At 52.7% G+C, this 22,067-nt stretch carries 20 protein-coding genes; 4 read left to right on the top strand and 16 right to left on the bottom strand.

The window, feature by feature from the left end; translation table 11 throughout:
* Window positions 1–3 precede the first annotated feature (3 nt).
* The 6 genes from ccoN to ACR0M2_RS12015 all read right to left on the bottom strand — a co-directional run bounded on the left by ccoN (window position 4) and on the right by ACR0M2_RS12015 (window position 5,173).
* On the bottom strand, window positions 4–1,626 hold the full coding sequence (gene ccoN / locus ACR0M2_RS12040) for a cytochrome-c oxidase, cbb3-type subunit I (RefSeq protein ID WP_170351580.1): 1,623 nt from the start codon (window positions 1,624–1,626) through the stop codon (window positions 4–6).
* Window positions 1,616–1,906 (bottom strand): TehB-like domain-containing protein, encoded by a 291-nt coding sequence (locus ACR0M2_RS12035; RefSeq protein WP_480705250.1) that lies wholly within the window; start codon window positions 1,904–1,906, stop codon window positions 1,616–1,618. The genes ccoN and ACR0M2_RS12035 overlap by 11 nt, the downstream gene beginning before the upstream one ends.
* Entirely contained in the window at window positions 1,903–2,646 is a 744-nt protein-coding gene (locus ACR0M2_RS12030) for a DUF2189 domain-containing protein (RefSeq protein ID WP_480705248.1), read from the bottom strand. The genes ACR0M2_RS12035 and ACR0M2_RS12030 overlap by 4 nt, the downstream gene beginning before the upstream one ends.
* Complete coding sequence (locus ACR0M2_RS12025; protein ID WP_170362191.1) at window positions 2,643–3,062, bottom strand: group III truncated hemoglobin; 420 nt, start codon at window positions 3,060–3,062, stop codon at window positions 2,643–2,645. Before ACR0M2_RS12025 ends, ACR0M2_RS12030 begins: the two co-directional genes overlap by 4 nt.
* Window positions 3,063–3,167: 105 nt before the next feature.
* Window positions 3,168–4,064 (bottom strand): catalase, encoded by an 897-nt coding sequence (locus ACR0M2_RS12020; RefSeq protein WP_480705246.1) that lies wholly within the window; start codon window positions 4,062–4,064, stop codon window positions 3,168–3,170.
* A gap of 152 nt (window positions 4,065–4,216) precedes the next feature.
* Window positions 4,217–5,173, bottom strand: a complete 957-nt coding sequence (locus ACR0M2_RS12015; protein WP_480705244.1) for a catalase — start codon at window positions 5,171–5,173, stop codon at window positions 4,217–4,219.
* A 97-nt stretch (window positions 5,174–5,270) separates the two neighbouring features.
* On the opposite strand from ACR0M2_RS12015, the gene ACR0M2_RS12010 reads away from it, so the two are divergent.
* A complete protein-coding gene (locus ACR0M2_RS12010) occupies window positions 5,271–5,729 on the top strand; it encodes a MarR family winged helix-turn-helix transcriptional regulator (RefSeq protein ID WP_170351589.1) in 459 nt (152 codons plus the stop codon).
* Window positions 5,730–6,069: 340 nt separating this feature from the next.
* Complete coding sequence (locus ACR0M2_RS12005) at window positions 6,070–6,936, top strand: DMT family transporter (RefSeq protein WP_480705242.1); 867 nt, start codon at window positions 6,070–6,072, stop codon at window positions 6,934–6,936.
* Window positions 6,937–7,071: 135 nt separating this feature from the next.
* Here ACR0M2_RS12005 and ACR0M2_RS12000 read toward each other — a convergent pair whose 3' ends face one another.
* The 3 genes from ACR0M2_RS12000 to gntH (ACR0M2_RS11990) all read right to left on the bottom strand — a co-directional run bounded on the left by ACR0M2_RS12000 (window position 7,072) and on the right by gntH (ACR0M2_RS11990) (window position 11,503).
* Window positions 7,072–8,328: a HupE/UreJ family protein gene (locus ACR0M2_RS12000; RefSeq protein ID WP_480705240.1), complete on the bottom strand. Its 1,257-nt coding sequence runs from the start codon at window positions 8,326–8,328 to the stop codon at window positions 7,072–7,074.
* 19 nt (window positions 8,329–8,347) lie between these two features.
* Window positions 8,348–10,156, bottom strand: coding sequence for a hypothetical protein (locus ACR0M2_RS11995; RefSeq protein WP_480705238.1), 1,809 nt, complete (start codon window positions 10,154–10,156; stop codon window positions 8,348–8,350).
* A 153-nt stretch (window positions 10,157–10,309) separates the two neighbouring features.
* A complete protein-coding gene (gntH, locus tag ACR0M2_RS11990) occupies window positions 10,310–11,503 on the bottom strand; it encodes a guanitoxin biosynthesis MBL fold metallo-hydrolase GntH (protein WP_480705237.1) in 1,194 nt (397 codons plus the stop codon).
* A 126-nt stretch (window positions 11,504–11,629) separates the two neighbouring features.
* Here gntH (ACR0M2_RS11990) and ACR0M2_RS11985 point away from each other — a divergent pair, with 126 nt between their 5' ends.
* On the top strand, window positions 11,630–12,184 hold the full coding sequence (locus ACR0M2_RS11985) for a TetR/AcrR family transcriptional regulator (protein ID WP_170351294.1): 555 nt from the start codon (window positions 11,630–11,632) through the stop codon (window positions 12,182–12,184).
* A 455-nt stretch (window positions 12,185–12,639) separates the two neighbouring features.
* On the opposite strand, the gene ACR0M2_RS11980 is transcribed toward ACR0M2_RS11985, so the two are convergent.
* From ACR0M2_RS11980 to ACR0M2_RS11965, 4 genes are all read right to left on the bottom strand, one after another.
* Window positions 12,640–13,404 (bottom strand): transporter, encoded by a 765-nt coding sequence (locus ACR0M2_RS11980; RefSeq protein WP_480705236.1) that lies wholly within the window; start codon window positions 13,402–13,404, stop codon window positions 12,640–12,642.
* Window positions 13,405–13,569: 165 nt separating this feature from the next.
* Entirely contained in the window at window positions 13,570–14,550 is a 981-nt protein-coding gene (locus ACR0M2_RS11975) for a CobW family GTP-binding protein (RefSeq protein WP_480705234.1), read from the bottom strand.
* Between the two features lie 14 nt (window positions 14,551–14,564).
* Window positions 14,565–16,031: a guanitoxin biosynthesis MBL fold metallo-hydrolase GntH gene (gene gntH, locus ACR0M2_RS11970; protein ID WP_425082620.1), complete on the bottom strand. Its 1,467-nt coding sequence runs from the start codon at window positions 16,029–16,031 to the stop codon at window positions 14,565–14,567.
* A 25-nt stretch (window positions 16,032–16,056) separates the two neighbouring features.
* Entirely contained in the window at window positions 16,057–16,275 is a 219-nt protein-coding gene (locus ACR0M2_RS11965; protein ID WP_170350274.1) for a hypothetical protein, read from the bottom strand.
* Between the two features lie 99 nt (window positions 16,276–16,374).
* Here ACR0M2_RS11965 and ACR0M2_RS11960 point away from each other — a divergent pair, with 99 nt between their 5' ends.
* Window positions 16,375–17,709: a tetratricopeptide repeat protein gene (locus tag ACR0M2_RS11960; RefSeq protein ID WP_480705232.1), complete on the top strand. Its 1,335-nt coding sequence runs from the start codon at window positions 16,375–16,377 to the stop codon at window positions 17,707–17,709.
* Window positions 17,710–18,612: 903 nt separating this feature from the next.
* Here the strand turns inward: ACR0M2_RS11960 and xylA are convergent.
* Genes xylA through ACR0M2_RS11945 form a run of 3 tightly spaced genes read right to left on the bottom strand, consistent with a single transcriptional unit; the run spans window position 18,613 to window position 22,031 of the window.
* Window positions 18,613–19,920 carry a xylose isomerase gene (gene xylA, locus ACR0M2_RS11955; RefSeq protein WP_170362199.1) on the bottom strand — a complete coding sequence of 436 codons (1,308 nt, stop codon included), beginning with the start codon at window positions 19,918–19,920 and terminating at the stop codon, window positions 18,613–18,615.
* A 9-nt stretch (window positions 19,921–19,929) separates the two neighbouring features.
* Window positions 19,930–20,733, bottom strand: coding sequence for an ATP-binding cassette domain-containing protein (locus tag ACR0M2_RS11950; RefSeq protein WP_170351985.1), 804 nt, complete (start codon window positions 20,731–20,733; stop codon window positions 19,930–19,932).
* Window positions 20,733–22,031, bottom strand: coding sequence for a sugar ABC transporter permease (locus ACR0M2_RS11945; RefSeq protein ID WP_170332141.1), 1,299 nt, complete (start codon window positions 22,029–22,031; stop codon window positions 20,733–20,735). The genes ACR0M2_RS11950 and ACR0M2_RS11945 overlap by 1 nt, the downstream gene beginning before the upstream one ends.
* Window positions 22,032–22,067: the final 36 nt, after the last annotated feature.

The raw sequence follows: 22,067 nt of genomic DNA, 5'->3' as shown, positions 1-22,067 counted from the left end.
GACTTACTCCGCTGGCAGCTGGACCAATGGTCCGGCTTCCCGGGTTTGGGCCTTCTTCGGCCCACTTACAGTCATGTAAATATTGTATGCACCGATGCAGGCTCCGATCAGATACAACAGCCCCCCAATCGCGCGGGCGACATAGTAGGGATGCATCGCGATCACACTGTCGAGGAAGGAATAGAGGAAAGCGCCGTCCGCATCATAGGTCTGCCACATCAGCGATTGCGTGATGCCGCTGTTCCACATCGCGCCGACGTAAATCAGCGTTCCGCTCAGGGCGAGCCAGAAGTGCCAGGCCTCCAGCCGCAAGGAATACACGCCGTCCCGCTTCCATATCCAGGGCACCAGTTTGTACAAGGCACCAAAGGTGATGAAGGCGACCCAACCCAACGCGCCGGCATGAACGTGCCCAACCGTCCAGTCGGTATAGTGGCTTAGCGAGTTTACCGGGCGGATCGCCATGAACGAACCTTCAAATGTCGACAGCCCATAGAACAGAATTGCGACCATCATGAACCGGACCGCCGGGTCCGTCCGGACTTTATCCCAAGCCCCGTTGATCGTAAGAATGCCGTTGAACACAGAGGCCCAGCTGGGAACCAGCAAAATGATCGACATGGTCATACCAAGGTACTGAACCCAATCAGGCAGGGCTGTATAATGCAGGTGATGCGATCCGGCCCAAAGGTAGAGAAAAGTGATCCCCCAGAACCCCACAATCGACATGCGGTATGAATAGATCGGTCGGTTCACCGCTTTGGGCAGAAAGTAATAGAGCATCCCTAAGAACCCTGCCGTAAGCAGGAAACCAACCGCGTTATGCCCGTACCACCACTGAGTCATGGCATCCTGTGTCCCGGAAAAAAGCGAGTAGCTTTTGGGGTAAGCGATGGAGACGGGGACCGAGAGGTTGTTCACCGTGTGCAGCATCGCGATGACGACAATGAAAGCCAGATAGTACCAGTTGGCCACATAGATATGCGGCTCTGCCCGGCGCGAGAGGGTCTTTAGATAAAGCGCGAGGTACCCTACCCATACAACCAGCAACAAAAGATCCGCATACCATTCCGGTTCCGCATATTCCTTGGATTGGGTAATCCCCAAGGGGTAGCCGGTCGCCGCAAGGACCATGAAAAGGTTATAGCCCCAAAACACCATCCAAGGCAGCGATTCACTGGCCAGTCTTGCCCGCGAGGTGCGCTGCACCACGTAGAACGAAGTTGCGATTAGGGCATTGCCGCCAAATCCAAAAATGACCGCAGACGTGTGTACCGGACGCAACCGGCCAAAGTTCGACCAGAAAATATCCCCGTTCAATGCCGGAAAGGCCAGTTGCCAAGCTAGAATGTCTCCGACGGTAAAACCAACCAAGGCCCAAAATAGAGCAGCTATGACACCGAAACGCGTGACCTTGTCATTATACTCAAGCGGGATGTCCCGGATTTCTTCACTCATTCGGGTGATCATCCAGATCAACCCCCAACCGGCGAAGATGGCGATCATCCAGCCATGCAGCACATAGGCGATAGGTACACCCCAACCAAGAATGGCCACTCCGCCGATCAGAACAATGGCAAGAGCACACAGGACCAAAACGTTTTCGACAGTATTGTTATTCAGCATCTGGCCGCTCCTGCCGGTGGAAACGCACTTCCAATGCGACCTCTCCCATGGGGTTCACAGAGTGAGTTTCCTGGGGCGCAAAGACCGCCGTATCACCCGCAGCCAACACCAGGTCTTCTTTGTTGTCCCGACGCAGCAAAAGCTGGCCAGATTGCACCGCCAATTGGCCCCAGACACCGGCTTTCGTGCTGTGATTATTGCGCAATTTTTCTGGCAGAGTTTCGTGAGTGAATTGCGAAGTCGCATAGTGCACCACGCCTTCTGGAAGGGCTTCGGTCATTGTGCGTCTCCATGGAAAAGCTCTGCATAGGCATGCCAGGTTGAGTACCCCAGCAAAGGGAAAACTACGGCCAGCCCTAGCAGGCCCGTTAAAATCCCCAACAAAGTCAGCGCGGTAATCGCACTGCCCCAATACAGGCAAAGACGAAAATTGTGAGTGGTGGCATTAAAACTCAGCCCCATGGCTGAGAAGCCATCAATCTTGCGGTCTACAAGCATCGGAAGCGAAAAGGCTGAGACAGCGAACCCCAACGATGCAAACAATCCGCCGATCAAAGATCCAGAGATTAATAAAGCCCAGCCCGACGGTGTGCTGATCATCCGCAGCAGCGTGTCAGCGAAGCCAGAGAACGGGCGTAGACCATATACAATGGCGAACATGACTGTAGCGGCACGTATCCAAGTCAGGGCAAACACCATGAGGATCGCGCCGACCAGAGCAATCTGCCCTTTCGCGACAGCTGGTCCATAGCCACCGCTCGCAACCGAATACAAACCAACGGTTGCAATGGGACCAACAAGCACGCCACCAGCCAAAAGTGGCAGCAGAACCCAACCTTGACCACTGAGCAAAAGACCCGCGACACATGTCCATCCCAACAGAACAAGCGCAATGCCGTAACATAGCGAATACTCAAGGTTCGCTCTAAAATCGCGCCATCCCGCTCGCAACCAACGTTTCACGACTTGGATTGGCGGCTCGGTAATGACCTGCGCTTTTGAATATACTGATATGGTCATGACAACACCGGCGGGGCACCCACCTCGCGACGAAAGTTCTCGATCCCAAAGGTCAAACCTTTACCAATCCGGTTGGTCAAATGAGTAAAAGCTTGAGCGGTATCTGGCTGCAGAACCTGATGTGCCGTTTCGCCAAACAGATCGAGCCACAAGGGAAAATGCTCGGGAAGGATGTCTGAATTCGCCAGATGAGCCTGCATTGGATTTCCGGAATACCCGGGCTCTCTCAGGATCGCGCCGCGCCAGAACGAAGCGATCTTTTCTTCGTGCGCTTTCCAATCCTGAATGGCCTCATTGAACACGGGCCCCAATACAGGATGCACCCTTATCTGCGCGTAAAACCGGCAAACCAATATCTCAATTTCCTCAGCGGAAATTTCAAACATCTGTGGTTTGGCAACCATCGCAGCTGTCATCAGAATCTACTCCATTTCGGGCTCCCGTTTTCTGCTCCCTTTAATAAGCATTGTCAATACCTATTAAAAGGGACACTGGTACCCCACAGATACTCAACCCGCCTCTCAGACGGATCGTCTTGCCGCAGATTCCGCGTAAGCTCCACTTCGCAGGGAAAAAACATCATCCAGGGGTGCCCTAACTCCTTCAGGCATTCGGGTTGGGTCGAACACCTTTTTGGTGCTTTCAGAACGATCATCAGGTAACTCAACCTGAATTGTCCCAAGATCAACCATGGTATGTGTCCCACTCCAAGGCACAGTCGGATCAGACACATTGTCAGCGGCGTTCGCGATCACCAACTTCAACGACCAACGGGCGGGACCATCGCAGAGCTTTTCCAGGAACCTGTCATGAAGGAAATCATCCGAAAGGGTTTCCATCTCTTCCTTGCTCAATGCCAAACGCCCACCCTCCGGCTCCAGCAGAATTCGGGCAGAGATTTCCCTTCCACTCCAATCAAACCGATAAACATGACCAGAGTGGTATTGTTCAGACGAATAACAACAGCACGGCACAACAGACTTCAGATATTGTTGGTGTGGCACCGTGTTGGGGTTTGCCTCATTAAAGGCTTCTACCAACTTCGGATCCGGGGCACCGGTGTCCGGATCAGGAATACGAGCGGCAAAAAAAGCCCGGAATTGTGCAGCAGAGTTGGCAAAGAAAATCGGGTTCGAAATTAACGTCAGAACCCAAGATTCTGATCCTTTTCCGATCTCCAGCCCAATCCCGCGCACCGTAGGGCTTTTGTCACTGATGCCCGGTTTTCCACCCCCAACGGAGAAGCGCGCCGTAACCTTGCATTCATTGTTCAACATCGGGATTTGAACTCTCGGCTCCTCCGCAGCAGGACAGAAACGCCCCTGTGCTGTAAACCCCTTTGCGTGTGACGCGCGATAGCCATTGTGACGGCCAAACGTTCCATTCAATGCGTCGATCAGTTTTATTGCCTGTGACATGACGTCCTCCTTGATCAGTTATCGAGCAGGCCGGGAAACCCTCTTTGAGATGGCTTTACTGCCCATGCATTTTGCTCATTGAGAATTCGTATTTCCGGCAGCGCAGAGCATCACAGGAAATCGATTGATCCGCTGATTCAGTGGATTCGAAGTTATTCTTTTTCAGACAGCCGTTTTCCCACACCATGTGCGTAGATCAACGATCGTGCTTTCAACATGGGATCATTGGATGGTGCAAAGCCGTCGCTCAAGATCAGCGGGTCAAAGTTGATTTCGTCACACTGCCCATCAGTCTCAGTCATCGCAGCATTCGCTGTGAAACGCGCAGCAACGATTTCTGTGTGATCGCCGGTCCACTGAACAGAGGGATCTTCGACATTGTCATCAGCGTTAGCCAGAACGATAACCATGTCCCAGGACACGCCCCCGTTGGCGATATTGGCCTGCATGTTTTCAATGAAGAAGTCGGGGTGAGTGTCAACAACGATATCCTCCTGCCCCGATGGGCGGAAATAGAATCGCATCGCAGTTTCTTGACCCGCGTCATTTACAAGGAGGAAAGAATTCACGCTGTAGTAGGTTGTACCCTCATGGGGTCGAAGCGATTTATCCAACGCGCCATGATACTCGCTGTAGGTCTTCAATGAAGGATTAGCGGCAGCAAACGCCTTGGTTGCGTCCGCTCCAGCAGCCTTGGAACGCAAAAGTTCGATGAACGCTTTGCTCGTCGGCACCGGAAAGAAGTGTTCCGTGTTCATGGCAATCACGTGCAGGTCATCATCCGGCGTCGTGATCTCCATCGATAGCCCAAGTAGCCCGTATTTGTCGTCTGCTGGATTCGCCTTACCACCCTTGTGGGACACCCGAGCAATAACCGAAGATTCACTAGTGAACAAAGTGCTGTTGGAGTACGTTTCAATCGTCTCGTCTAAGGGTGTAAGCGTGCCCTCAACGCAAAATCCTTTGGTGTGATTGCGGCGTTTACCTTCAGTCACACCAAACAAGTCTTCGAAGGCAGCGAAACCCTTCTCAAAGTCAAAGTCACCTTCTGCGACGGCAGGTGTCGCCACCACAGAAATGCCAATAGCTATAATGCTGCGTCTGATCATTACATCCTCCATTTGTATTTATTTGCTAGCAAATATTTAGCTTCCTAATTATTTGCAAGTAAAAACTTCAGATGCTAAAAGGTGCCCGAGATCAAAAATGAAAGTCGCCATCGTGCCCAAGACGAAAAAGCCTGAGACCGACGAAGATGTTCGGCTAGACAATCAGTTGTGTTTTGCGGTCTACGCGGCCTCGCACAAGATAGAGCAGCTTTACCAGATACTTCTGAAAGCCCAGGGACTAACTTACACCCAGTATTTGGTCTTGATGGCATTGTCCGAAGAGGATGGTGTCTCCATTTCCACTTTGGCAAAACGGCTTGACGTATCCGGAGCAACAATGACGCCGTTGTTGCGGCGCCTTGAGGAAAAAGATCTGTTACGGCGTGAGACGCGGGACGGGAACGAGCGCCAGAAGATTGTCACTCTAACTGAAACAGGACGCAGCATCTGGATAAAAAGCTGCGGGATATCATCTGAAGTCTTTTCCCAAATTGGCCTTACTCAACATGAGGCAGACGACATCATCCGAATTTGCAAGAAGATCGCCAGCAAGTAATCCGTTATCGAAGTGCGAAAGACATCACAGATTTTCTCTAAAATTCTCCAGGTATTTATCCAGGACTTCCAAGCCAGCATTCGCTCTTTGCCATGTTCGCCACGAGACTGATCGCTAGATCTTTAAGCTCACAGAACGATTGCGGACCTGCGATGAGCCCTTACCAGACCTTGATCACACCTCGGTCTTTCGCTCATGCAACAGGTCGCGAACGCGTACAAAGTTGCAGTTCATATGTCTTGACGATGTCAACCGCAGCATAGCGTGTTAGTTGTCAGCAATGAACCAACTAACCTCAGCCAAGCGGAACGCCATACCCTATGCCCTTGCGGTCGTTGGTGTGCTTTTTGCATCCATCTGTTTTGGCCTTGTACCCTATTTTAGCCGTGGGCTCACCGATCAGGGTCTCGCTCCCTATGCGGTTGCCTTCTATCGGTACATTTTGGCAGCGGTTGTCCTTTTGCCCGCACTTGTAATGCATCACTCAAAGTGGCGAGAAATCGTCTGGGGTATGGTTGCGGGCGCAGTGATGGGTCTTGGCTGGGTCGGCTATGTTACTGCTCTTGAGACTGTTCCTGCATCGACGGTTGGCGTACTCTACATGACCTATCCGGTGTTTACGATTGCCATCGCATGGGCGCTTTTTGGTGATCAACCAACGCGGCGCAGCTTTGTTGCGGCTGGATTGATCGTCGCTGCTGCGATATTCGCAGGTTCTCCGGCATCTGTGCCACCGGACCAAATTCCAATCCTTCTCGTCTCATTAGCGGCACCTTTCGGTTTTGGCTTCGGCATATGTGTTCTCGTGCACCGCCTGTCACGTATTGCGCCTTTGGCCAGAATGGCGTCAGTCTCGCTTGGGTCGGTCATTGGCCTTGCCCCCCTCATTCTTTCATCCGAGGTCGGCGAAATTCTACCAGAAGGTGGGGACGACTGGGTTCTAGTTGTCGGGTTGGGCCTTGTGACGGCGCTAATTCCGCAACTGATTTACACGATCTGTTCGCCTATTATTGGGGCAGCGCGCACTGCTGTAGTCGGAAGTATTGAACTACCCACGATGTTTGCTGTTGGCGTTCTTGCATTCGGTGAAGTAATCACGGGTACACAGGCGCTGGCCTGCGCGCTGGTTTTGGGCGCGATAGCTCTCACTCAAAGTCGCTCAACTCGAACTGTGACGACCGTGATCAGCAAGGAGCCTGAGAGGTAGCTTTGGTCTCGTTGCCGACTTTCTCTATGGCGAGTTTGGACAAGCAGATTGAGCCCAAACCGGCCATCCCGAGGCTATCTGTCTCCTGCAGTCGCAGTCGGCAGGTCGCAGCCCAAAGCTGTCGTTCGTAACCGGCTAAATTGAAAGTAAGTCCAGAAAGTTTTTCCCACGCTCGAATGTCCACCAACTCGCGATAGCTCCGCAGCCGATAGCTATCGAAACTCTGAGCGTAAACTCTGGAGTTGGGCCAAATTTTGAAATCGAATTTAGGAGCGGCCACGTCACCAGAACGATTGCGACTTGACCAACTTCCACGCCGATGTTGAATGCCAATAGGCTCTGCCAAATATTGGGCGAAGTCACTTGCAGGATTTCATGCAGCACGAAACTAAAGCCCAGGCCGTGAAGCAGTCCCATCAGGACCGTCACTACGAAAACCTTTCTGTTGGCGTTTGGCCCCGAATCTTCTCGTTTTATGGCCAGAACAGCCGCGTAGATGATTGAGAGCGCAATCCCTGTTTCTACCAAAGGGACAAACCATGCACCGGATGGAACATAGCCAAAGAAGCCAAGCGAAAGTGTTACGCTGTGGCCAACTGTAAACCCGGTGACACGCCAGAGTAGCGCCCGCAATTCAGGCGCGCCGATGACAAGGCAAACAACAAACAATACATGATCGATGCCTTCGAGAATGTGGCGCACACCCTCCCAAATGAAAGTCACGATTCCTGCGAAACTCGACCTTGAAATCTCAACCGGATCTTCCATCAGACCCCGCGTTCGAAAGACAAGTGGGTCGCTGGAGCCGTAGTCGAGGATGAGGTTCGCGGTCATTTCCTGGTCTGGCAATCCGGGGTTCAGAGCGTTTGACAGCGCATAGGTAGACGGGGTGGTTTTCAGGTCATACCGTACGGTGACATCGACGATGACATCGCCAACAAATACAGGCAGATCGAGCGACAGAGTTGATCCCTCAAACACCGCTTTTTGGGCCTCGTTCAGAGTAGCAAATCCCGGTTCTTCGCCCACCCGATGGATTGCCACAGACTCCACGTTGCCCGCTACGCGCTGACCTTGCACTTCGACAATTGTTCCGGCCTCAGCGATTCGACCTAGCCCGAGCGGGTCAGCATCCAGTTGAGCGGGGTCGGCAAAATGCACGACATTGCCGTCCTCAAGGGCATTTGTCGTAAACGGAGCAGCGGACGGAAGGCCATCTGTTCCAATTGCTCCCGTTTTGTCCGCGACAAGGTAAGGCATCGGCAGTCGAAGATGGATACGTAACCCGTCGCTGGTGTGTTCAACGTGGAACACCCGAACGTTCAGGTTCAGTAGAAAATGCGCGTGGCTCGCAACCGCGAACACAATCAGGCAGGTCGTGACAAAAACCAACAAAGCTCTGCTTATCCGCTTAGACATCCGGTGCACGCGCCTCCAACACAGTGATTGCCCCAAGTTTCCAGTGACCTCGCTCAGGTCGGAACTCGACCCTTGCGCGGTATTCCACCCTTCGACGGTGATCATGACCCCAATGGCCCGCGCGCGCGTCGACCCGCCATTGCGCAACGCCTTCAAACGCTCCGTATCTATTCAATCCACCGTCTACTATGACGACATCCGTGACCTCAGCGATCTGCGCGAGGCCACCACCGGGTACCCGGATCCCCAAGCTTGCTTCCAGTTCTGCAGACACCTCAACAAGGTCAACATTCAGAACGATTGGGGCTAGCGCCTCGCTGCGTTTTTCTGGCGACACTTCGAGGGCTGCAACATACACGTTGGCTATGAGCTGGGAAAAAGCATCCGCAGCGACATGATCTGCGGCTTGATCAGAAGTCGGGCTTATCAATGAGATGGATCGTGAATTCCAAAATACCGACCCGATAAGAAGACAGCCGATTGTAAGCACGGATAATCCAATTCGCAGGTGCTTCTGGGAAGTTAGTATGGCGATCAGGCCGACCAGAGCTGAAAGGCCAACGGTAAACAGTGTCCACAGAGGCACAAACACAACACCTTGAGCCTTCACCCGTGAAACCTCAGGCTCGGCATATCGTTTCAGGTGATTTTCCCACGTGATCTTGGCATTCTCAGGCGTCGCCCAATCCAGGAACGGACCAGCAACATCCGTCAGCGTCACAGGAACTTCGTTGATCGTATCGCCGAACATGTCCCAGGTGACAGACGCCTCCTTTGGCAAAGTTGGAATAGGATAAGACGATATCACGCCGATGAACGTCGTATCAGCATTAAGCGTTGAGGGGCCATCAACAACCTGAAACCCGCGTTCCCCGAGCGTCAGGAACGAACCGCGCACGTTCGAAGGCATTACCTGCTCGCCCTCGATGGCGACTGGGTTCTTGGTTGCGAATTCGTTCAGTGCATCCGCAAGAATCTGTGACTGTAACGCAGGATCCAGATTTGATCCGGTACCCAGGGTTTGATCGATCCAGGGTGCAAGATCACGAGACCGGATCAGGACCTCGTGGCGGAGTTCGCGTGGAGCGACATACAGATAGGATGTCGTCCCGCTTTGGGCTGAGCGGTTGAGGTTAGCGTTGGCAAATGCAGTAAACCAGGGGTCCGACCAGTTGATCGTAAATCGCGATTCTTTGCTGAGAAAACTGAATCGGGTGACCGGAACGGCGCGATCAAAGACCATGAAGCCAATCGATACCGCAGTGTTTTCGTCTTTGGCCAGCGGAGGGCGGATGATCAATTTCTCGGGTTTCAGGCCCTCAAAGTCATAGAATGCTCTAACGTAGATTACTTCAGGATCATCAGGAGGTGCCGGAATTTTGCTGCCGGTGATAGGATCGGTCATTCCGGCAAGAGGAGATGCGCGGTCGATCCTTTTGCGTCGCTCCGCAGTTAGGAATTGCAATGGCAACGGAGTTCCGTCGCCCCGAACTATCAAGAAATTTTCAAGGCCTTTGTCGGATGCCACGTCATAGGTGACCAGTTCCGGCCGTGGTTCCGACCATTCTCCAGATGACAGTGTCGCGGCGAAGGCCGTTAAGTCCCGAGGAAATATTTCCAGATCCAGGTGAATACCTTCGTCTTCAATTCGTAAGACGGCTATGTTGTCAGCGACTTCCGCCCCGCTGTAAGGCGTCACATCTCCATGCGCCCCAATCGGCAAAACCATTGCCGTCACAAGTGCCAGCAGGCATCTGACATTGCCCGGTGGTTTGCTAATTGTGTTCCGTGACAAGTTCATTGGCAGTGCTTTCGTTCCATCACTTGCCTGGGCAATGAGTTCCCCAGCTCTCGACACGTGCCTGTGCTCTAGCCGCCATTCTCATGGGAAGGTATTTGCCGTTTTGTCCCGCGCGACCTGTGATCTAGCCGCGCGGATACAGCGAAGTTGTTGTTATTGATCCGGCATCGGCGGCGGGGTGTATCCTTCCCACTTGCCAGCAGTCACCTTGTCAGATGGCTCTTTTTCCTTCGAGCGAGGTGCCTTGATATATTCGTCGCCGACTGCCGGTGGCAGGGCATAGTCATCTACGCTGGCCTCCCGGACAACAATCTGATCCTTGGTGACATTGATTACCTGAAGATCGCGCGCTAGCGTCAGCGGCCCGTCATACGTCGAACGAACGCCTTCCAAAATCGCCTGGTAGTTTTCTGGTGAAAGAACAGAATGGTATCCCAGTGCCATGCGAGGCTTGACCGCTGACATGACCTTGCCAAAAGCCGCGGGTTCGGTGTGGACGCGGGTGGCGACATAAGTTGCCTGCTTCATGTCCCAGCCAAAGTAGGGTGCCAACGCATCTGGCGGCAAAAACGCTTCGTGAGACGCTAAGTCTGCGTCTTTGGCATACTCGACATACCATTTATTCGGGTAGGTATCTCCGCCAAAGACGTACTTTAGCCCGTTCCATTCAAGGGAATAACTGACCGAGCCATCGAGGCTGTGGATCGCCGGCCAGGAACGAATGGTGACATCGTTTTCTTGGTAAACGATCTCGTTCTCCTGCATGTAATCGAATTCGGTGACATCAAGTTTCGCACCCTCATCCGGCAAAGCACCGGTTCTGGTCGCAAGGTCCCAAGCATAAGCCTTCGACATACCGTCTACATATGCCTTGGTGCCCAGTTCTTCCTCGGATCCAGACGGACCGAAAATACGAAGCGGGGTGTAGCGGCCAGAGAGCCAGCCTCCAACGTGAAGACCCATGAAGTCACCGACATGGTCTACATGCAGATGGCTGAAAAAGACTTTATCGATCTTTGAGAAATCTGGTCGCAATGAAAAAAGGTTGCCAGTAGATCCGGTGCCAACGTCGAAAAGAAAGGTATCCCCATTGCCCAACTCGACTAGGAACGAAATGGAAACGGCCGCTTTTGTTTGGTTTGGCATCCCCGTGCCCAATGCGGTGATCCGCATCTCGCTTTCACCGAGAATTTCAGTGTTTGGGAAATAGGACGCCGGATAGGTTCCGTCTTCGATTGCTGCAGCCGTTCGACCTTTTGGAAGCATATTCTGCGCCAACGCAGATCCACTGACCGCAAGCCCAAGCGCTAAAACTGCACTTGTCGTGGAAATGAGTAATCTATTCATAGTTCCCCCTCCCTTTAGACGTGGCTAAGCATGTCACAAAAGCGTGATTCTCAAGTCAACCATAGACATCTCTACGGTAGTACCATAGACTTCTCTATGTCAATAGAGGTCTCTATGGAAAGCGGAATGGCAGTAATCGAAAAAAAGGAAAAAGCGTCGCGCGAGGATTGGTTGCTTGCGACGCTGGACGTTTTGAGAGAGCGCGGAATAGAAGGCGTAAAGGTCGTCGCTATTGCGCGTAGGTTGGGGTTGACGAGCGGAAGTTTCTATTGGCACTTCAAGAATTTAAAAGATTTACTCGACGCCGTTTTAACCTATTGGGAAGAAGCTTTGACCGGGCACATCATTGAGGATGCAATAAAGTTTGAAGGTCCCGCGAAAGAGCGGATCAGGCTCTTGATGCAACAGGTCATTCGCGAAGACGCTTCCAGACCAGACGGGGCCATTGCGGTCTGGGCGAAGTCTGATGCGGACGCTGCATTGAGTTATAAGCGCGCTATGGACCGGCGGTTCGAGTTTTCAGCCTGGTTGTTCGAACAGGCCGGTTTCGGGCCTCAAGACGCTGAAATTCGCGGTCGTATGATGGTAATGACGCTGATGGGTGAAACAACCAACGGGTTAAAGAATTCTGACGGTTGGGAAGGTATTCTCGACCGACACTGGCGCGTTTTGGTAGCGTAGTCTTCTAAGTAGGTTTCAATAGCCACCTCGTTTGCAAATCCGATTTCAAACTGATCGGTTTATTTGGGCTATTGGAGCATTTACCCCGTCGTTGGTCTCGAAAGCTACCGCCGCCCAGAATTCACCGGTTTTAGATGAAAACGAGCTCGCAGCCGACGGGTCTGATAGTTCAGTTGGGAGTGGACCACTCAACTTTGCATAGTCCGCTTCCTGCGCATTGCCGGCCTTGATGCACGGTGCAGCAATTTGCACTTTGGGCTCGTTGCCGCCTTTCGCTACTTTTTACATCAATGACCGGTCGCAGCCCAAACCGGACCTTCATTATGAGCTCTACATCCTCCGAGATGCGGAGCAAACCGCCGTTCGCATTCATCAGCGCAATGCCTGCATCCGGTAAGCGGTATTCTCTCAGGAAAAGCTCAACTATTTGGGAAATAGCAAGGTAGCTACAAGTCTTACGCCCCAACCGTCAGGTCCACTATCTGGGCCGTCGGCCCAGTAGCGTACTCCCCCGCCCACGCTGATAAGTTGATCCCCGAGTTGGGTACTTTGGTGACAACACCGTTGATTGGCACAGACCATTGATCGGTTTCCCAGCTGTAGGTGGACTCAGTGTTTAAAGTGAACGTCCACGCGTTCGAATTTGTGTAGGAAATAAATGGCTGTAAGAACGTCTGGTTGATGTCGGTATCACCATCAATGTCCCAGATGTGATTTGTCAGGCCACCATATGTCCACTGACCCTGCTGTTTGAGTGCCACGCCGGTAACCCCAGCACCCCACTCTCCGAGACCTAAGCTGTTATCTGTCGACTTTGGCAGCAGAAAAACGGGGCCAGCCCCCCAGATCCAACCGCCCGCACTTGGTTTTTTGGGCGAAAGAAATAAGCTTTGAACAGTATCTCCTAGCCCAGTCTCGGATCCAGAATCCGGCAGGCCACCATCTATGGAGGCAATTGGAAGAATTGTTCGGGATATGAGGTTCCAATCATCCGCAAGATGAAAGGGAACAACCGGTTGTACGTTTAATATCCAATGCGAACCATTTCTGTCGGCACCCAAATTCTGATCATGGTTCAGCTGGAATGGTACACTAATGAGAGCGGCCACGGGGTTAGCAAGTAGCTTTGCTAGTTCTTCTTCCTGGGATTCTGCCCACGCAGTACCAGAAAGGGCACCAATCCCGGCAAGTATGGAGCAGCGTAGCAACCTAAGGTTCATAGGCGGTCTCCTCTTAGCTGGCCGTTTTCTCATGGGTGGCTTGCACTTGAGACCACCAGGTTGGCAATGACGTCAATGGCCCACTCTCAGTCCGCCGCCGCCGAACTGGATGAAATTATCCAGCACGGTTGACTTATAGCCAAAATACTTGATCGAACATGGCTTTCAGACTGTCTCCATAAGCGTATCCGAAAGTACATCCTCGGAGAGGGCCCCCGGTGCGCCTATTGCGACAAGCCTTGTTTCGGGTTTGCGGTCACCCCATGTTCCATCCCGTGCGATGTCCATACGTTTTCCAACGACCTGAACGAGAATGCGATGATCTGGATCCTCCTCGCTAAAAACAAAGCCCTTGAGACGATACACATCGCCCGGAAGCTTTCGAATTGCGCTCCGGAGAGAAGATAAGCTTATCGGGTGTTCAGCTTTCATCATGGTTGTTGAGAAGCTGTCTGAGTGATCAGAGGCGTGGCAACCACAATCCGGTCCATGTTCATGATGTTCGGGTATTTCTATTTGTAGCTGTTCGGCGGCAAAGCGACCGACTGAAAGAAGTATATCCAATGGGACGTCCGCATTGACAGCTTCGACCAGACGATACCGACGGAAGCGAGACCCGAGCCAATCGTGCACCCTTTGAACAGCGGCCCTGTCGACGAGGTCGACCTTGTTTAAAATAACCATGTCCGAGAACGCAATTTGACGGAGCTTCAACTCCATTTGTTCCGGCGCGGCAAATAACTGTTCCGCATCGACCAGACACATAAGGCTGTCCAAGCGGATCATGTCCCGAAACTTTTGATCAGTAAACGTCATCGCAATTGATGACGGATCCGACACTCCACTTGCTTCAAGGACGATGTATTCCGGTTTCTCGGGCCGGGCGAGAACGGCTTCCACCGTTTCGATCAAGTCATCTCGTATCGAGCAGCAAACGCACCCATTCGCGAGGCTCATGACGTCATCTTCGAGGCCGACCACCAAGTCTGCATCGACGTTTATGGATCCAAAGTCATTTACAAGAACCGCAACCCGCAACCCGTGATTGCCTGTTAGGATCCGGTTCAAAAGTGTAGTCTTACCGGCTCCTAGAAAGCCGGTAAGGATCGTTACGGGGATCGCAGAAGTCGAACCAAATTCAATCATTGTTCGATCTCCTCTCAGTCTTCATCCCGCGAGCCGATTACATCCGAAACTTTGATGGTAAAGTCCTGCGGCCAGTCCCCGCCGGGTGCTCGGAAAACGTCAGTTGGGTAGTATTCGCGTGGATCGATCTCCATATCACGGTACTTCTGGTCTTGCTGATCTGCTCGGGTGAGCCTCGGATTCGGTAATGTGATTTCATCCGGAAGCTCAATACGCCCGGCCTCGGCTGCCGCAGCCAGTTCACGAAATGGTGGCACAGTACCGGATTTTCCGGGCAGTGCAGCTTTCCTGTACCAGATTGCATCCTTGGTCACGTTCACAACGGCTACATCGAGGCCCCATTGGAACAGACCGTCGTAGTGGGCGCGAATACCAGCCAGCATTTCAGCGTCGATGTCTTCGTCCTGGGTATAGTGTGTCACCATTCCCAAACGCGGCCTTGTGTCAGCAAAGAGCTTACCCACGGCATAGTGGGAGGTGTGATGCGTATCGATAGTGTAATTAAATAGATCCTGTGGGATACCGTATTTGTAGGTCATCAACTGACCAATATCCTGTCCCGACATTTCGGTTACAAAGACATCAACACCTTCGCCGTATTTCCGTGAAAGCTCATCCGGGCGTCCATCGCCGGTCCATACAAAGCTCAGACCGTTCCAATCGAGCCGATAACCAACTGCGCCGTCCTTGGCATGACTGCGCGGCCAGGACCGAACAGTCACACCGTCTTGGTCATAAACGATGCCACCTTCTTGGCGGAAATCGAACTCGTTGACCTCGATCTCATAGCCGTCACCAATTGGGAACACGTCGAAAGCTTCAAGATGCCATTTGAGCATCTGTTGCATACCTTTAACCATTCCGGCTGTGCCAAGTTCGGGCGTCCGACCAGAAGGACCATGGATGCGCAATGGTGTATACCCTCCAGACCAGGCCCGGAACGGATAGATATAAGGAATGTCGGCGTAGTGGTCGACATGCAAATGAGAGATGAAGATATCGTTGATCAGTTGCCCCGGCACTTGCATGGCAATTATGTTGCGGACACAACCGGATCCAAAGTCAAAGAAGAACCTTTTTCCATTCCCCAACTCCACCATGATGCAAGTACCCGCCTGATCTTCACGCGGCGGATATGGTGTTGAGCCACAGAATGAGATGCGCATCTCATCTGGCCCCAACTCCTCACTAAGTGGAAAATAGTTCGCATTTGAACCAGTCATGTACTTCGTCGGACGGAAGTACTCCGGCAACGAGATGCCGCCTGCGGGCCGACCACCGTATGGGTTCTTGAGTGTTTCTCCCAAGGGGCCGTCTCCTTGGTGAGCCTCAGCACTCCCTGCCGCTAACCCAGCCGCCCCTGTCGCAGCCGCTCCTGTGGCCAAGCCCTTAAGAACACTCCGTCGCGACGGGTCTTCAATTTGATCTGACGCCTGAACCTGTTTGTCGTTTTGGTCTTTTCTATTGTCTTCCTTGGTCATGGATTGGTCCTCAGTTAGAAGTGTCTCACATATTGCGCTTCAACATGCGGCGAAGCTCATTGATGAGTTCAGATTTGATGTGGGCCCATTCGGCGCGTTCTGAGGCCGTGATCGATGCGTCTTTCGAAAACGCAGATGCTTTCTTCAGGTCTTCGATGACCTCGCCGAGTAGCGCATCGGTTTCCATGCGCCTCGACAGCACATCGGAAAGTTCTGGAATTTCTTCAATCAGGTCCACCGTCATTGGAAAAATCCCAACGCCCACTATCCATTCTCAAATCAAGATGAGTGCGGTTGACCGCAAAGGCCAAGTGAGTCACCGTGAGTTGGGGGTGAGTTGACATTGAACAAATCCAACGATTTGCTAGTAAATCAACATGTTGAACAGCCTTCTCCGGAACTCATCCGGGAAGCTCTGAGTCGAATCGTATCAAGCGACGGGTTTCAAGCTTCACCCCGACTCACGCAATTTCTCACCTATATAGTCGAGGAATCTCTATCTGGTCGAAGCACTCAGATTAGAGGCAAAGCTATCGCTGTTGAGGTCTATGGGCGGCGCATAGATGGTACTGGTGGTCAAAACCTGGTTCGCGTTGAGGCAAGGCGGCTGCGTCGTCTTTTGCATCAGTTCTACGAAGATCACTGGGACGGCAATGGAGTTCGCATTTTTGTTGACCCCGGCGGATACAAGCCGCGGTTTTCATTCGAACCTACAATCGAAGACCGCGCATCAAGTGAACTGAAGAGCGACAATCCAGTTGGCCGTTGGCGTTCGCGGCAACTGCTGCATGCTGGACTGGGTGTTCTTGCATTGGTCGCTGTGCTTGGCATCTGGATGAGCCAGGATAACAGGGAGGTTGTGCCAACAACTCGATCCATCGAACAAGCAGAACGTGTGGCGCTTGGTGAACAATCATTGACACGACTCCAGGCGGTCAACCTTGCGGATCAAGCCCGCGGCATGTTTTTCCCCGTTTTTGATATCAAGCGTCAGCAAATAGCGCTGGGAATGTTCCAGCACGCTAGGGAACTCGACCCGGCTCTGTCCGACGGCTATGCCGGATCAGCGCAGGTCTTGGCGATCCTGGCAGTGTTGTCGCCGGATGAAGCACAAAGGGATGATCTCTTCAATCAAGCCTCGGAAATGTCTGAAAAAGCGCTTGAATTGTCCCCCTCTGATGCGTGGGCAAACGGCGCAAATGGTTGGGTGCTGGCTGTCAAAAACCAGCCAAACGAGGCATTGAAATACGCTAGAATGTCCGTCGAACTGGCGCCGAAGGATGGCCATATTCTCGACGTTGCAGGTATGACCGCCATCTTGGCTAACGCCCCGGAACTTGCTGCCGAGGTTAGCAACCCGGAGAGACCCAAATCAGGATCTGGTAGGTTTGGTGCGAGAAACATCTGGGGCGTTTCACAACTTATGCTCGGGAACTACGAAAGTGTTGTTGAAGCCTTTCAGGGAGCACCAGCTGCCGGAGCGCCAGTCAGTGCGCCATCGCTCTTATTCCAAGCCGTTGCGTATGATCAGTTGGGAAATTCAGAAGAAGCACGACGGCTCGTCGCTGAAATGCGCAGGACATGGCCTGAGTTTCCGTCCGAGTTTCTCGCCGGCAGGATTTTCCACAACGACGTCAATACACGGAATATAATACTGGAGACGCTGAGTAGATACTGACGAAACGTATCTCGCCTATTGCCTAGAAACGAGCGTCAAAATCTATTCATATAATTCCGCTTTGAAAGCACACGGGGTTGATAAAATCGGCGATGTAGTCGGACCACGCCGTCTGTGGATTGAGGGTGGGCTTCGCAGATTTGCAAAGTCTGTTTATGCGCTATAGCCGCCGCTCGTGAGGTGCAGTGCTGCTGCCGCGGCGAACGGCAGCTTGGTGGCCACTATTACTTTTTAAAGTTTGACAAAAGGGTTCAATCGCAAATGGCCGCGGGCCCTCCATCCCATCAATTTCCTTTCGTGGGCCAGCGGGATTTGGACAAACCAAACGCCCTTTGCCGTCTGGGTGAGGGCGCGACCCTCCCCCTCGGGCAACCCTATTAGACAAGACCTAGTCCTCGGCTGCGCCTGCGGGCCGCACCACCCCTGTCGAATAGCGTTGCCTCGCCCCCTCCCGCGTTCGCCACGTGGCAGATTAGCAGGAACAGGCAGCTTCGCTGTCTGACCTGCAAATCAGCTCTGATTTTCCGAAAGGGAAGTCAGATCAAATTCAACTGATGTCCAATTTTGGGGGGCGCCTTCTGATGTCGAACATTCACTGCTTTTCTGGTCCAACTATGACGGTTGGGTCAGGTTCGTGTGACGTTCAACTGGAAATGTGGAACGCCACTGATAATTGACTCAATCGACGGTCAAAACTTCAATAAATCGGTCATTTACGTCACTCATTTGCGTCCCAAACGTCAAGCATTTGTGACCCAAAACGAATTGAGGCCATTCGACCATAATAAGGAGGGGTTTTGTCTATATGGACGGGTTATGAACAAAACCTCCATTCGTGCCCTCAGCACCAAAGACGGCCTGGCATGACTTTTGACAGCAGTGGAAAACACCCAAGTTTGGCAGTTAGACAAATCTGTTCACATAATTCTCTAGTATTTCCTGGCGTCCAGATTGCGGCTCTGGGTTTATTCCTTCATTTAAAACGCGAGCGGAAATTTCATCCAGACTACTGCCTAACATGGACTCCGCTTTGGGAGACTTCCAACCGGAGTAGCGTTGCGAAAGCGCGTTTTCCAATCCTCCATCTTCAATCATTGCAGCCGCTGCTTTCAAACCACGTGCGCATATATCCATTCCGCCGATATGAGCCGCCGCCAGATCGACAGCGTCAATCGATTGCCGGCGAATTTTGGCGTCGAAATTTGTGCCGCCGGTGGTAAAACCACCAGCTTTCAGAATGTAATAGTAAGCTAGTGCAACTTCCGGTGTATTGTTCGGGAACTGGTCTGTATCCCATCCGGATTGGTAGTCGTTGCGGTTCATATCAATCGAACCCAGCATCCCTTCAGCAGCCGCAACCGCAATTTCGTGCTCAAAACTATGCCCGGCAAGGACCGCGTGGCCCTGCTCGAGATTTAGTTTCACTTCGTTCTCCAACCCATACTTCCTGAGAAAACCGATGCAAGTAGCTGCGTCATAGTCGTATTGGTGCTTGGAAGGCTCCTGAGGTTTCGGCTCCACAAGAATGGTGCCTTTGAACCCGATCTTATGTTTGTACTCTACGACCATGTTCAGAAAACGGCCCATGTGGTCCAATTCAGTTTTCAGGTCCGTGTTCAGAAGGGTTTCGTAGCCCTCACGACCACCCCACAGAACATAGTTTTCACCGCCTAGTTTGTGAGTTGCATCCATACAGGATTTCACTGTCGCTGCAGCGAACGCAAAAACGTCGGGATCAGGATTGGTACTGGCGCCAGACATCCAGCGACGATGACTGAACATATTGGCCGTACCCCAAAGCAGTTTCGTGCCAGAAACTTGCATCTTTTCACCGATATAATCGGTGATTTCTTCCAATGTGCGCAGGTTATCGGCAAAATTTCCCTGTTCAGGCCGGATATCAGCGTCGTGCCAGCAAAAGAATGGCTGCCCCAAAAGCTCAAACAATTCGAATGCAATATCTGCCTTCTGGCGGGCCCGGCCCATATCGTCCTGAGGATACCATGGGCGTTCGAACGTAGGTCCACCAAAGGGGTCTCCACCCTCCCACGCGAATGAATGCCACCAGGCCACCGCAAACCGCAGATGGTCCTCCATACGCTTGCCCATGATGATTTCATCCGGGTCGTAGTGACGAAAGGCCAACGGGTTCTTGCTGTCCACGCCTTCAAACTGGACCTTCTCGATCCCTTCAAAAAATCCACTTGGCATTTCTGCCCCCTACTCTGCTTTTTGTGCTGGCTGCTTGCCGAGAATGATCATCGACAATAGATCGTCATCAGTTACGTCTGCGATATCGACCGTCCCAACCAGTTTTCCGTTCTTCATGACCGAGGCGCGGTCGCACAGTTCCATGACGGCATGCACGTCGTGATCGATCAGAAATATCCCGATGCCTTGCGCCTTTAGCTGGTGGATCAGATCCGCCACCATCTGAGTTTCATGCGGCCCAAGCGCTGCTGTCGGCTCATCCATGATCAGAATACGTGCGTTGAAGTAGACAGCCCGAGCGATCGCCACTGATTGTCTTTGCCCGCCCGACAAGGCGGAGACCGGGTCATTGAACTTCTGAAAGTTCGGGTTGAGCTGAGCCATGATCTTTCGGCACTCGGCCTCCATGGCTGCGTCGTTGACCAAACCAAAAGGCGTCGTCATCTCGCGCCCCAGGAACAGGTTCGATGTCGCGTCCAGATTGTCGGCCAAGGCGAGCGTCTGATATATCGTTTCGATGTTATTCGCCCGGGCGTCACGGGGATTGCCAATCTCGACTGGCTTGCCATCAATCAGGATCTCACCGTGATCCATCTGATAGGCGCCGGACAGAACCTTGATCAGAGTGGACTTCCCGGCCCCGTTATGGCCAAGCAGGCCAACGACTTCACCCGGATAGAGATCGACCGACACATGGTCGACGGCCTTGATCCCACCGAAGGAAATCGAAATATCGCGCATCTCGACCAATGGCGGCGCGCCTGACCCACGCCCAGTGCCGGAAGTTTTTTTCTGAGTATCCTGAGCTTGCATCACTTGGCCCCCAGTCGCTTGCGGTAAACGATGTCGATATAGACGGCCAACACGAGGACGCTGCCGACGACGATGTTCTGAAACGGCGCGTCAACGCCAACCATTGCCATGCCCGATTGCAGCGCCTGCATGATCAATGCACCAAGGATCGCGCCATAGATGGTACCGATGCCGCCCGACAATGCGGTTCCTCCGATCACTGCAGCGGCGATGACCCGAAGTTCGTCGAGCGTACCAATGTCGTTCGAGTGGTTTGCCAAGCGGGCCGAGGCGACCACCGCGGACACGGCGCACAGAAAACCCATCAAAGCAAAGATTTTCACGGTCAGCAGCCGAGTGTTGATACCTGAAAGCTCTGCCGCATCCGGGTTGCCACCAGTGGCAAAGATGTATCGACCAAACCGGGTTTTCCGTGCCACGATCGTCAGGGTAACCGCTACTATGATTAGTATGAGGACAGAAATCGGTATGCCGTATCCTACAACCAGCCCTTCTGGCATTGTCTCGCCGCGTGCTTCGAACATACGTTGCAGCCGGCGCGTCGGAATGGCGTAGCTGTTTACGATGTAAACGTACCCAAGGATAGCAATTGCGATTATTCCGGCCAGAGTGGCCTCAGCCCAAACAGGTTTTACCGGGAAACCATGTGACGCTTTTGCGCGGCGACCACTCCACAAAGCCCAGATCGCGATTGCGGTAGCAAACAAGCCGAACAGCCAGCTTGTCGTCGTTCCCAATGTTCCGTTGGTGCCGCCAAACATCAGGAATGTACTATCCAGAGGACCAATCGTCTGGCCGCTGGTCAAATACCACGCCACGTTTCGCCAAACCAGAAATCCACCAAGCGTAACGATGAACGCTGGTATCGTCAGATAACCAACCATCCAGCCATGAAACGCACCAATCAGTGTGCCGACAAACAACCCGACAACGATTGTGATCGCCCAGGTTGCCGGGTTGTTCAAACCCATCCCAAGTATTTGCGGCAAAAGCTCGGTTTGCGTCATTGCCATCACAGCCGAGGTTGTTGCCAATAGCGCGCCAACCGACAAGTCGATGTGTCGCGTGACGATAATGAACACCATCCCACATGCCATAATGGCAACCGAAACTGTCTGAATGGACAGGTTGAATAGATTGCGCGGCGTCAGGAACCTTCCATCTGTGAAGATGTTGAATCCGATGCACAGGATGACAAACGCGCCGATCATTCCCAAAAGTCGCATGTCCAGTTCCAGCTGCTGGAACAGGCTGGGTTTCGCTTTTTCAGGTATCGGCTGAGACGAAGTTTCGGTCATTTCCGATCTTTCATATTCAGCATTTGCCCCAGGCCC

The organism is Ruegeria sp. BE10 (genome assembly GCF_056538905.1).
Note: the sequence above shows the minus strand (reverse complement) of the source record. Positions and strands in the feature narration are given on the sequence as shown.